The organism is Martelella sp. K41-7 (genome assembly GCF_055808365.1).
In genome coordinates, this window is sequence record NZ_CM147867.1 from 2,668,523 (window position 1) to 2,681,005 (window position 12,483).

The following is a 12,483-nucleotide window of genomic DNA, read 5'->3' on the forward strand; positions in this document are numbered from 1 at the left end:
ATTGTACTTTCTGTCTTTTCGTTCGTCAGGCCGCGCCGATATAGGCTTCACGCACGGCGGGCTCCTGACGGAGTTCTTCTGAAGTGGCTGCAAAGGATATTTTGCCGCGGTCGATCACATAGCCGCGATGGGCGAGGTCGAGCGCGGTCATCACGTCCTGCTCGACAAGCAGGATGGCAATGCCGGAGTTGTTGATCTCGATGAGGGACTCGCTCAACAGCTCGACCGCGCGCGGCGCGAGACCAAGCGAAAGTTCGTCGATCATCAGGAGTTTCGGACGACTCATGATCCCGCGCCCGATCGCACACATCTGCTGCTCGCCGCCCGACAGTGTCGAGGCATCCTGATGCGCCCGCTCCGCAAGCCGCGGAAACATGGTCATGACCCGGTCCAGATCATCAACGACCGAGCGGTCCTTCTTTCTGAGATAAGCCCCCATCATCAGATTGTCCCTGACCGTCATCGTCCTGAACAGCCGGCGCCCCTCAGGCACATGGGCGATGCCTCCTGTCAGCACCTGACGGGAGGAGGCACCGGCAAGCTGCTGACCTTCGACGTTAATACTGCCCGCCGTCGGCTGGAGAAGCCCGGAGACGGTGCGCAGCAATGTCGTCTTGCCTGCACCATTGGAGCCGATCAGGCAGACGATCTCACCCTGGTTCACCTCAAGGTCGATGCCCCACAAAACCCGGATTTCGCCATAACCGGCTTCGAGTTGCTTGACCTGAAACAGTGGTTCAGACATCGGCCGTCTCCCCGGCATTGGCCTTTGCATACCGATTGCCGAGATAGGCTTCGATGACGCTGTCATTCTGCGTGATCTCGTCGGGGCGCCCTTCGGCAATCTTGGCGCCGTGATGCAGCACGACGATGCGTGTGCACAGGCTCATCACCACCTTCATCAGATGCTCGATCAGGATGATGGTTACCCCGCGAGAAGCGATCGCACGGATCATTTCAAGCGCGGTTTCGATCTCTGCCGGATTAAGTCCGGCGTTGACCTCGTCGAGCAGCAGGACTTTCGGTTTCATCGCGAGGCTTTTGGCCAGTTCCAGCCGCTTGCGTCCGGCAAGCGTCAGTTCGCTGGCGGGGGTATCGCGTTGCTGTTTCAGCCCAAGGAATTCGATAGCCTCGTCGGCGGCATACATCGCCTCGCTCGTCGATGAAGCACCCGCCGCGAAGACCGCTGGCGCCATCACGTTTTCAAGCACCGTCATTTCGGGAAATGGCTGAACCACCTGATAGGTACGTGCCACACCGAGGCGGCTGATCTGGTAGGGCTTCATCCCGTCAATACGGCGGCCGTCATAGGTGACGCTGCCGCTTGTAGGCTTAAAAACACCGGTCACAAGATTGACGACAGTGGTTTTTCCCGCGCCGTTGGGGCCGATCAGGCCTACGATTTCGCCCGGATCGACGGAAAGGTCAACATTGTTCACCGCAGTCAGACCGCCAAAGCGCTGGGTCAGACCCTTGAGTTCAAGAATACTCATGTCGTGGTCCCCTCCGTTTTCTTGTCGGAACGATTACGCAACCTGCGCATGGCTGCGCCGACAACGCCGTTGGGCAGATAGAAGATCAGACCAACGATCAGAATGCCGAGTACCGCGGCATGGATGGACAGGAAGTTGCGCCACACAACCTCTTCGATGATAAGGAAGATACCGGACCCGATCAGCGGGCCGAGGAGCGTGCCGGGGCCACCGAGCATGGTCATAACGATCGGGCGGATCGTGGTCATGACCGAGTAGACATCCGGCGGTTCGATATAGAACACCCAAGAGGCATAGAGCGCGCCGGCCGACCCCACGAACAGCGCGGACAGAACAAATGCAATGACCTTGTAGAGCGTGGTGTTGATGCCGACCATGGAAGAGGCGTCCTCGTTCTGGCGGATACAGCGCAACGCAAAGCCGATGCGTCCGGCCGAGACATACCAACTCATCAGGAAGGTGAGTACGGCAAGGACCAGCATCGACCAGAAGAACAGCCGTGCCTGGGCACCGACCGACATGCGGATGATCGGCAGGTTGAGCCCCATGCCGCCACCGGTCAGGCTGGTCCATGAGGTGGTGATTTCCAGAAGCACCTCGGCCAGGACAAGGCTTGCAATTGCAAAGTAATGGCCCTTCAGGTGCAGGATGGCAGCCCCCATCGCGGCTGCAAATGCAGCAGCCATCAAACCTGCCGCCGCCCAGGCAAGTGGCATGGCAAGGCCAAGCCCCTGCAGGATGGCGCCGGTATAGGCCCCGAGCCCGAAAAAGGCTGCCGTTGCGAAGGACGGGTATCCGGCATAACCGCCGATGATGTTCCACGACTGGGAAAGGACCGCATACATGGCGAACATCGTGCCGAGACGCAGGATATAATTGTCTCCGAATACCGGCAGGAACGCGATGACGGCAAAGAAGCATAGACCGATAAGCGGATGTTTCATTCGTACCCCCTGCGGCCCATAATGCCGGTCGGCTTGAAGATCAGGAGAAGAATGAGCAGACCGAATGCAATCGTCAGGCCGTGTTGGGGGCCGATGAACAGCGCGCCGAAACTCTGGATAAGGCCGAGCGCGAGCCCCCCGACAATGGCGCCGGCAATGCTACCGAGCCCGCCGAGTACGCAAACGATGAAGGCAATCGAGAGATATTCCGAGCCGGCCAGCGGCGAGATCGGAAAGACGAGGCTCAAAAGGCTTCCCGCTGCTCCCGCCATCAGTGCGCCGATGCCGAAGGTGATCGCATAGACCTTCTTCACATCAACCCCCATCAGGGCAGCGGCTTCACGGTCCATGCGCACGGCAACGATGGCGTGGCCGATCTTCGAGCGCACCAGCAGCAGGTAGAGCAACCCGGTCAGCACACCCGCAAGCAACATCGCCACCAGACGGTCAAGCGGCAGAACCAGTCCGGCAATCACCGTGCTGCCAAGCGGATTTTCCAGCTGCACCGACCGGTAGTCGGCACTGAAAGCCAGCAACATGCCGTTGTTCAAAAGAAGATCGAGCCCGAAGGTCAGCACCAGCGTGGTCAACACCGGCGCACCGACAACGCGGTTGATCAGACCGAACTGCACTACATAGCCGAGGGCAAACAGCAGCGCTCCGGCAATGACGACCGAGACGAAAGGATGAATGCCGAGGTGAATATAAGCGAAATAGGCGATGTAGGAGCCGAGAACCACAAACGAGCCGTGCAGCACGTTGATGACGTTCAAGACACCCCACACCAGAGAAAAACCGACTGAAATGCAGGCATAGAGCCCGCCTAGCACCAGCCCGTTCAAAAGGATCTGTGCGTATAGCATTGGATGTTTTCCGCTGTTTGAGCAGCCGGCCCAAATGGCCGACCACTAAAGCGTTGAATGGCTTTTACCGAGACTATTCGATGCCGCCGAAGCGCAGGTCCGCCTGCTTGATCTCTTCGGGATAGATCGTCTTGGTGGTGCCGTCCTGGATCTGGAACACCGGCGGTTCAAGCGAGTCGATCTGTCCGTTCTCGCTGAAATGAACCGGTCCGTAGAAAGTCATGGCGTCCATGCTGGCGAGCGCATCGCGGACAGCGGTCGGCGCGATGGTGCCAGCCTCTTCGATTGCCAGTTGCAAGACAGCGCCGGCTGCGGCAGCCGAGGCCTCGGCGTAGTCAGGTGTAGCGTCATACTCAGCTTCGAACGCGGCCACGAAATCTGCCGTCGTGCCGAACACATCCTCGCCGTCATAGGCAACGGCCGGATGCCACCATGCGGCACTCGAAACATTGTTCGAACGCTCGCCGGTTGCCTCGATGAATTCCTTGTAGGCAGGTCCGGCCAGCATTGTCAGAACCTTGGGCTCAATGCCGAGGTCCGCCATCTGGCGACGGATCAGGATGAGGTCGTTGATATAGCCCGTGGCAAAGACCCAGTCCGGCTTTGAGCGCATCATCAACGTCATGGCCGAGGCATGGTCCATCGTGCCGATGGCATATTCGTCAAACGAGATCACTTCGAGACCGTTGCTCTCCGCCGATTTTTCCATCTCGTTGGCGATTGCCAGCGGGAAAAGGTCGTTCCGCGCGTAAATCGCGACGGTGGAAATGTCCTGGTCAGAATCGGCGACGATCCTGGCAAGCGGTTCGGTCAGCGTGCTGTTTGGTGTGAATGTGCCGAACAGATATTCGTAGCCCTGGTCGTAAACGCCAACGGAAGAGGCCGTCGCGGCGACCATCGGGATCTGATAGCGCTCGGCAACCGAACTTGCGGCTTTGGCTGCGCCGGAGCCAAACGGCGCAAATAGGAAGTTGACCTCGTCAGCGGTAATCAGCCGCTCGGCGGTCTGAACCGCGCGGGGCGTCTGGCTTTCGTAGTCGACATAGACAATCTCGACATCATAGGTGGTGTCGCCGGCGGTGATCCCGCCAGCCGCATTGACGGTCTCGGCCCAGAGGTCATAACCACGCTGCTGTTTCAGGCCTTCCGGCGAGAGCGGCCCTGTCAGCGGAAGCGGTGCGCCGACCCGGATGGTCTCATTGGCAAATGCCGGCTGCGCCAGTAACATCGTGCTGCCGGCAAGCGCAAGCAGCCAAGTCTTCGCATTATTCGTCATTTCGGAACCCCTCAGTTCTCTTTGTTTTTGAAGCATCGGTGAAATTGACGATCACCATGCAAAACGCAGCCTAGGGAGAAAGAGTGCACCGCGGAAGTCGTAATTAGGGCACACCGCGTTGCGGTTTACGCAACGTTGACGAATTCATCAGCGACCGTACGGATATATTCAACCAGCCGCTGGGCCGCCGGGCTAAGCTCGATTTCCGCGCGTTTGCAGACCTGCGTCGTCGACAGCGACAAGACGGTCGACATGATCGGAACGCCGATCAGCTCTCCCGATTCCAGCTCCCTTTCGAAGGAGAAGGCCGGGAGAAAGACAATGCCCATATCCTGCAGCGCAAACTGCCGCATCATGTCGATGGAATTGGTTTCCAGCCTGACATTCAGGGCAAGCTGCTCGGTTTTGACCACATGGTCGACAAGCTGACGAATGCCGAAGGACTGGTCGGGCAGGCCGACCGGTTGCCGCCGGACCTCGGCCAGGCTGAGCTCCTGTTTCCGCGCAAGCGGATGATGACGTGACATCACGGCCATCACCGGCTGACGCAGGCTGACAAGCGTATCGATTTCCGCGCGCGGAAATGGCTGAAACGAAATGCCGATATCGCAGCGATCCTCTGCCACCGCCCGCATCACACCATCGGTTCCGGCAACCATCACCTGATAGGTGATATTGGGATGGGCCGCACCGAAACTGGCCAACGCGCGCGGCAGCAGCCCGCCGATCATGCCTTCGACGGTGTAGATAATGACATGGCCGCTTTCGAGGTTTTTGAGCGCATCGATCTCCGCGCGCAGCCGCTGAAGCTCCTTGTTGCGACCTTTCACATAGCGCAGGATCAACTCGCCGGCCGGCGTCAGCCGGACGCCCTGGGACTGTCGAACCAGAAGTTCCACACCATAGGCATATTCCAGCTTCTGGATCTGCCGGCTGACCGAGGAAGGTGAAATATGCAGCTTCTCCGAAGCCTTTCGGATCGATCCAAGCTCTGCGACAGTCTCGAATTGAAAGAAGGCTGTTTCCATATCCATTCCGGTTTGGCTGAGTGATGCCCGGCGGCTGCCAGTCCTGCCTTCAAAGGTCGACGTCTAGGCCGAGTCTCTCATCCGTATCAGTCTGGCAAGAGGCAAGGCGGCAAAACAGATAGGCCGATGCGATCTGCCCACGTTATGGCGCAAGCAGCAGTTTTGCAATTCCGGGCCAAGATCCACGCTTTGACTGGCCTTCCCGTTGGGCTGTTTGACACCGGGGCCTGTCCTGCTTCGCGTGCGCCCTCTTGAAAGCCGGAAAGGCGGGCGCGCTCCACGGCAAAGCAGCATTCAAAGCGCCCGGGCGGCCCAGAGCAGACCACGGGTCAATATGGTGCGCACATGCGGTATTTTGAGTTCGTCGGCGGTGTGACCGAGCGCGCAATAAAACACCCTGCCCGCACCATGGGTCGTGGTGAATACCACAGGCATCACGACATTTTTGCGCCAGGGATGAAACTCGCCGGAAAACGTCGTGGTCGCCAGCACCTCGACCGCCGGATCGTAATTCAGGTAATATTGCTCCGAGGTATGCTCAAAGCTCTCGATGCCGTCCATGATCGGGTGATCGGGACGGGTAACATCAACCCGATAGGTGATGATATTACCCGGGTGCGAGACCCAGTAGCAGCTTGCTGCATAACGGAAGGGAACGCTTGAACGAAAGCTGGTCGCAAGCCCCATGTGATAGCCAGCAAGCCCGGTCCCGGCCTGCACTGCCGCGATCAGATTGGACATTCTGTCCTTTTCCAGTTCACCGTCGGTGATGACCGGAACCACAAGCGCATTGGCGCCGACATCTTCAGCACCGAGGGCGTCATAATCATCGGTTACCTCGACCGAAAAATCGTATTCCTCCAGAATACGCCGGATGATCGCAGCGCCCTCTCTGGGGGTGTGAAGCTCCATGCCGCCGTAAACCACAAGCGCCTTTCGCCTGACCATGACCGGTCTCCTCTGGTTGTCGATCCGCTAAAGCCCGAGGCCGACGGCTTGCGTGCGGTGAACACCTTTGGGCACATAGTCGAATTGATCATCTCGCTTCAGGAGTTTTGCCGCCAGGTGAATCACCGACAGCCACATTTCCGTGCCCTGAAGTCCCGGCTCCTGCCCGTCGGCAAAAGCAAAACCTGCGCCCTCCTGCCAGCGTGACGACGCGCGGGTGATGATCGAGCGGGCGACGGCCTCGGCTTCGGCACGGCGGTGATCGGTCTGAGCCAGACACAAGAGCAGCGGATGAATCGTATCGAGCAGATTGCAGGCCGTGTATGTCGCGCCGGAAAAACCCTCATGGTTGCGGTAATTGGCAAGCACGGAATTGATCGCTGCTTCCGGGTGCGGAACCGGCAGGCCGAATTGCGCATAAGTTCCCCGCGTCAGGCGGTAGAACCCGTTGACCGGCGGCAACAGCCCTTCCGACGCCGTCGGCGCGCCCCAAAGCCCGGTCGCTCTGTCAACATGGAGCGCGAGCCAACCGAACAGGATCTCGCGCGCGCGGTCGGTGGAAAAGCCAGTCGAAAAATAGCGCGCGTTGAAATAGATTGCGGTCCCGATCGCATCGACCGCCGCACCCGCGCCCCAGGCATTGTCGTGCCAGGGAAGACTTTCCAGCCAGGCGCAGAGCTCCGGCGCAGTGCGTTCGACTGCGGCGACCCTGTGTTCAGGCCGGCTGCCGAGCACTTCCAGCGCGTAACCGACCGAAAGGACATTGTAGAGTGCCAACCCGTCATCGCGCTGCGGCCGGTCAGGTTTCGGCGGCTGGCCGGGATCGGGAAAAAGCCCCGTTTCGGGGTCCTGAACGGCTTTCAGCGTCATGATTGCCGCTGCAGTATCGAGCCCTTCCGGCTGATCGTCGAGACCCGCAGCAATTTCAACCGCATCGCAGAGATGGCGCATGCTTGGGCGCTCCGCACCGTCGGCCTCGCGCGAGACATAAACGCCATCGCGCATGTTCTTCGCCAATATTGTGCGCCACTCGGCTTTGATCCTGTCGCCGACTTCCCCCAGGGCCGCATCAATATCGGCACCCGGCGCTACCCGTTTCTCGCCGCGCCGGCGGATCGGTTTTGCAGGTACGCCGCCGGCGATCATGAGGGGCGGAATATCGCGGGTCACGGTCGCACCGGCGGCAATCACCGCGCCGCGACCAATACGCACGCCGTCAAGCACCACCACATTGGCGCCGATCCAGACATCGTCTTCGATGACAACGCCACGGCTTTCATGCGGCTGCTGAGAGATCGGCACGTCAGGGTCGTCATAGCCATGATTGAACCCCATGATCTGCACATGCGAGGCGATGCGCACGTGGTCTCCGCAGGAGACCTTGCCTGCCAGGCAGGCATAGGCATTGACCGAGCAATCAGCACCGATGGTGATATCACCGCGCACGACGGCATAACCGGCAATGTAGGATGCGGCGCCAAACACCAGCCTTTCAGTGAAGATGAAAGCCATTTCCGCGATATAGGCCGTGGGGTCGATGACCGCTCCGGCATTTTCCGCCAGACCGGCGCAACGCGCTCGGTGGGCGGGCGCATCGATATCCTCAGCTGTGCGCTCCCAGGTCATGAATTGCAGGCGCTCTCCACGCAGCCCTAGCCCTTTTTTACTATCATCATTTTCGCCGTCGAGGGCCAGACTCATGCAGTCGCTCCATTGGGTTGGGTTCGATCATGTGTCCAAAACGGACGGCCGGAACAGGATGGTAGAATCACGCCTGCTGCCGCCACCTCTTCCCGAACGCATCCGTTTGAACCCGCAGGCTCAGCCGACATGCGGTATCAGGAATACGCTGGGCAGGTTATAGACCGGCGATCCGGCGTCAAGGTCCCCGTCAGCATCTGCCGGCATCCGTCCGGACGAAAACGCCGGGTTAATGCCCGACCTGCGCTCATTATGCACACGCGTCGGCCCGTCTGGCGGTTCCGCTCAATCTTGCCTTCGCGACCGCACCTCCGACCTTCACCGCCATCATTACCTTTGCTGGAGGTCACGCCGCTCTGTGGCTGGCTTTTCTTTTGTCGATCGTCGCCTTCATCGCAATGCTTGGGGTTGTATTTTTAAACCGTCTCCCAGCGGATACCCCGCCGCAGACATCCTAAGTTTTCATGTGCCTGATAGCGGCTTCGACGGTCAACTCGTTGCTTGAGTTCGCGGCGGATGGCCGTCTGCAAATGGGGCAAGACAGAGTTACCTTGTTCCTTCAAGTGAATAATCGGTTTTGAGAAACGTTTCAGTGTTCAGATTTCGAGTGGCTGCAGCCGCTTTATTGGCTCGAAATGATGCATTGTCTCGAATGTGCAGAATTCCACCGGGCCGAGGCGAATGTCCAGAAGGTCGGCCCGGACGTCTTCAAACAGGGCATCTGATTGCTGTATATGATCTTTCGCCACGTGTCGCGGCATCCGGCCAATACGATAGGCAAAGGAAATATGGAACTGATAGCTGTCATGGTCGACACGGCGCAATCCAGTTGCCGCCCGGAGGCGATCACGCATCTGCCAGAGTGCATCAAAGCTTTCCTGGTCTGCAGGTTCAGCATGGATTGAATATCCTGCCTTAAGGTGATCTGCGCGGACATTAACCCCGGAAAATCCCGAGATCTTTTCTATGTCGTTCAAAAAACGACGATTCATCTGATCACGTGTCAGGTCATAATCAAGCCCCTCAGGCCAGCCATCGGTTGTGATCGGATTGCCGGAAATGCCGCAAAAAACGGTCATGTGAAAACTCTTATGCGGCAGAAAGGTAAAATAGCGCGCCGTCGGCAGTGCTCTGAGCCGATCCTGAAGGCCGCATAGAACGTGATAGGCCTTGGATGACTGATTGATGTGGCAGATAAATGTGTTACCGGGAAACGGCAGAACCTTGCCTTCCATTGAGAACTTTTCACCGCCTGTTTCGTGGCTGACACCGGGAAGTGGCTTTCGCTCTTTTCCGGTTTCGTCGATCCGGTCAAGCCAATGATTTACTGGTGCCAGTGTTCGCGTGGGGTGAAATGTTCTGGAGGTCATCAAGTTATGCCTTTTTTTATTTTTGTTGGATATTTCAAAGTACCCGGCGGCAAAACCACCGCCGGGTTACAATGATCAAAAGATCAACGTTCAAGAATGACATTATCGACGAAAGACGCTTCCATTTCCTTTTTGAACGGCTGGGCTGCACTCGGGACCGAATACTGACGTTGGGTATTGGAAATCAGCGCATAGCTGTCGTCCGAATTGGCATTCATCGGCGCCGTGCCGAAGGTCGCGTTAAACTGCGTCTGGGTTTCAGGCAATGTCAGCCAGTCGATGAAAAGAGCAGCGGCCGCTGGATGCGGCGCGTTTTGCGGAATAGCAACGCCGTTGCCACCACCATTCATGCCCATTTCCGGGACATAGAGCTTGAGGTCCTTGCGGGCTTCACCGCTCTTTTGAAGACTGGCAAGGTGATCTTCCCAGACTGGAACCATGGACAACTCGCCATCGGAAAGACGGATAATGCTGTCTGCATTGGACGTTGTGATCACATAGTCATCGGCATACTGGTTGAAGAATTCGAAGCCCGGCGCAAGCGCATCCATACGGGCTTCAGAAGCGTCACCATCGTTGAAGTCAAGACCGGTCAGGACCCGAAGCATATTCTCGTAGTAAGACGGGCCGGAACCGCCGTTTTCATAGTTAAATCCAAACTTGCCGGGATTTTTTTGCCAGAAAGCTGCAAATTCTTCGGGCGTCTGTGGCAGGTCGCTTGCATCCACCTTGGCCGGATCATAGGCGATACCGGTCTGGTTACCCCAGTATGCGAGTACATAGGCGCCACCATCGACATTGTTGACGGTGTTCACGCGGCCGTCATCTTTAGGAAGCATGTCCAGCGGTGTGAACAGTTTGGGGAAATCCAGTGTTGACATATCGCCATAACCCCAGGCGAAAACATCGATATCGCCGATGTCGCTGCCCCTGGCAGCCAAGAGCTTGTCAGCATTACCGGACGCGGTTCCACCTGCCGGGATGTTGACCTTGATACCGTATTTTTTTTCAAACGGTGCGACAGCCTTGCGAAAGTCGTCTTGGAAGTACCAGACATACCAGTTGACTTCGCCTTCCTGTTTGGCCTGAGCCACAACATCGTCCCAGTTCTGAGTGTCTTGAGCAAAGGCAGTGCCTGCAAAAAGCGCAAGCGCGGCAGATGAGAGAGTGAGCAGTTTCAGCATAATGAGAAGGTCTCCGTTGGGTTTCTTCCGAGGGGCATTAAACCGCGTCACCCCTTGCCCGATGCAAGCGTCGGATTGGCCGACTTCAAGAGCTTTTCCAAAATCAGCATCAGGAGCACGTTGGGAACGACGAGGATGAGCGACAGCACCGCGGCATTGGGACGCACAAAGTCCTGGCCAAGGGCTGCGTAAAGAAGGGTCGGAACCGTGACGATTTCCGGTGAACCGACAATATAGGCGATTGCAAACTCTTCGATCGACTGAATGAAGACGATCAGGAGCGTAGCAAAAATGCCAGGCCGCAAGGCCGGCAGGTAGGCCGCAGAAAATCGCGCCCAAGGCGATGCGCCCAGATCCCGCGCGGCATCAACATGGTCCTGTCGGACCTGCTCGAAGCTGATGGTCATGATCCTTATGGCATAGGGCAGGAACAGCACCGAATGGGCAAAGACGATTGCCCCGAAACGGAAGCCCTGCAGTCCGAGCGTAAACAGAAGCGCGGTAAAGAAGATTGAAGTGACAAAGCTTGGTACGACGAGTGGCAGCAGGCATAGTATTTTCGCAACCGATCGTCCGGGAAAATTAAAACGCCCGAGCGCAAGCGCTGTTGGCATAGCCAGAAGCAGGCAGGTCACCGCTGCTGTCGGAGCGAGCGTGTAAGAGGTCAAAAGCGCTTGCTTTAGCCCTGAGTGCTGCCACATCTCACTCCAACGGACAAAAGACATGACCGGTGGCAGCAATGTCGCAGCCGTCCAAGGTTTCGCCGGGTCTGTCAAAGACCATAAAATAGCAATAGCAAAGGGAATGATCAGCCACAGGATGAAGCCGAAGCCGAGCAGAATGAGCAAAACCGTATCAAGCCTTTTGCGGGTCATTTCAGCCGCCCTTTCATGATGAGACGTGCCGCAAGGGCAAGAACGGTCGAGCCGATCAGGGCCAGAACCATCAGTGCAACACCGACAACGGCTGCAGCGTGCCAGCCACCACGCCCTTTGAAAAACACCATCAATTGCGCCAGAGACTGAACGTTGGTCGGCCCGACAACGGTCTGAAATGAGAAGTCAGCCAGTGCGCCAATAAAGATGATCACAAGCGCGGCCTGCATTGCAGAGACAGAAAGCGGCGCAATGACCTTTCGAAACCGAGACCAGCTGCCTGCTCCGAGATCACGTGCTGCATCGATCACATCATCGGAAATCCCCTGAACCGCCCCAGTTAAAAGAAGCAACGCAAACGGAAGATTCTTCCAGACCTGAAGAATGAGAACAACAATACCGTGGCGATCATTCTGGAGCCGATGCGGATGGTCCCATATACCGAGAGACTGCATCAATTGGTTTAGCGGCCCATGATAGGCAATGATGTTGAGAAAAAGGAAAGCAGCCACCAGGCCATGCACAAGCATAGGTGCTTTCAGCATAGAGCCGATAGTCATTGAGCCAGTAAATGGCTTGCGAAGCCAGATGGCTAGCGGATAGGCAAGCGCCACTGAAAGGATCGCGCTGACCGTGCCGATATAAAGTGAATAACGCACCGAGCGAAAGAATAAACGACGACCAAAAACGTCGCCCCAGTATTCAAAAGAAAACTGGCTGTCTGTGCCGAAACTGAAAAAGCCGAGGGACTGTGCAACCGCCATGTAAACGACGGTACCGATCAGCGCGATGATCAGACCG

The 12,483-nt window shown here is 57.5% G+C and carries 12 protein-coding genes; all 12 read right to left on the reverse strand.

The genetic code is table 11. The annotated features are described in order from the left end of the window. Positions 1-25: 25 nt before the first annotated feature. On the reverse strand, positions 26-745 hold the full coding sequence (locus tag AC0L7L_RS12640; RefSeq protein ID WP_272212306.1) for an ABC transporter ATP-binding protein: 720 nt from the start codon (positions 743-745) through the stop codon (positions 26-28). Then, positions 738-1,493: an ABC transporter ATP-binding protein gene (locus AC0L7L_RS12645; RefSeq protein ID WP_473509347.1), complete on the reverse strand. Its 756-nt coding sequence runs from the start codon at positions 1,491-1,493 to the stop codon at positions 738-740. Before AC0L7L_RS12645 ends, AC0L7L_RS12640 begins: the two co-directional genes overlap by 8 nt. Then, positions 1,490-2,437: a branched-chain amino acid ABC transporter permease gene (locus AC0L7L_RS12650; protein WP_272212309.1), complete on the reverse strand. Its 948-nt coding sequence runs from the start codon at positions 2,435-2,437 to the stop codon at positions 1,490-1,492. The genes AC0L7L_RS12645 and AC0L7L_RS12650 overlap by 4 nt, the downstream gene beginning before the upstream one ends. Then, positions 2,434-3,300: a branched-chain amino acid ABC transporter permease gene (locus AC0L7L_RS12655; RefSeq protein WP_473509349.1), complete on the reverse strand. Its 867-nt coding sequence runs from the start codon at positions 3,298-3,300 to the stop codon at positions 2,434-2,436. The genes AC0L7L_RS12650 and AC0L7L_RS12655 overlap by 4 nt, the downstream gene beginning before the upstream one ends. Before the next feature lie 73 nt (positions 3,301-3,373). Further along, positions 3,374-4,576, reverse strand: coding sequence for an amino acid ABC transporter substrate-binding protein (locus AC0L7L_RS12660; RefSeq protein ID WP_473509351.1), 1,203 nt, complete (start codon positions 4,574-4,576; stop codon positions 3,374-3,376). Positions 4,577-4,701: 125 nt separating this feature from the next. Then, the gene (locus AC0L7L_RS12665) at positions 4,702-5,604 is read right to left on the reverse strand and encodes a LysR family transcriptional regulator (protein ID WP_272212312.1); all 903 of its coding nucleotides are present in this window, start codon (positions 5,602-5,604) and stop codon (positions 4,702-4,704) included. 294 nt (positions 5,605-5,898) lie between these two features. After that, on the reverse strand, positions 5,899-6,552 hold the full coding sequence (locus AC0L7L_RS12670) for a ThuA domain-containing protein (RefSeq protein WP_272212313.1): 654 nt from the start codon (positions 6,550-6,552) through the stop codon (positions 5,899-5,901). A 27-nt stretch (positions 6,553-6,579) separates the two neighbouring features. After that, positions 6,580-8,178: an acyltransferase gene (locus AC0L7L_RS12675; RefSeq protein WP_473509354.1), complete on the reverse strand. Its 1,599-nt coding sequence runs from the start codon at positions 8,176-8,178 to the stop codon at positions 6,580-6,582. Positions 8,179-8,849: 671 nt separating this feature from the next. Continuing rightward, the gene (locus AC0L7L_RS12680; protein WP_272212317.1) at positions 8,850-9,623 is read right to left on the reverse strand and encodes a DUF1868 domain-containing protein; all 774 of its coding nucleotides are present in this window, start codon (positions 9,621-9,623) and stop codon (positions 8,850-8,852) included. Positions 9,624-9,706: 83 nt separating this feature from the next. Beyond that, complete coding sequence (locus AC0L7L_RS12685) at positions 9,707-10,807, reverse strand: extracellular solute-binding protein (protein WP_473509356.1); 1,101 nt, start codon at positions 10,805-10,807, stop codon at positions 9,707-9,709. Positions 10,808-10,854: 47 nt separating this feature from the next. Continuing rightward, a complete protein-coding gene (locus AC0L7L_RS12690; protein WP_473509358.1) occupies positions 10,855-11,682 on the reverse strand; it encodes an ABC transporter permease in 828 nt (275 codons plus the stop codon). Further along, complete coding sequence (locus AC0L7L_RS12695) at positions 11,679-12,446, reverse strand: ABC transporter permease (RefSeq protein ID WP_473509360.1); 768 nt, start codon at positions 12,444-12,446, stop codon at positions 11,679-11,681. Before AC0L7L_RS12695 ends, AC0L7L_RS12690 begins: the two co-directional genes overlap by 4 nt. Positions 12,447-12,483: the final 37 nt, after the last annotated feature.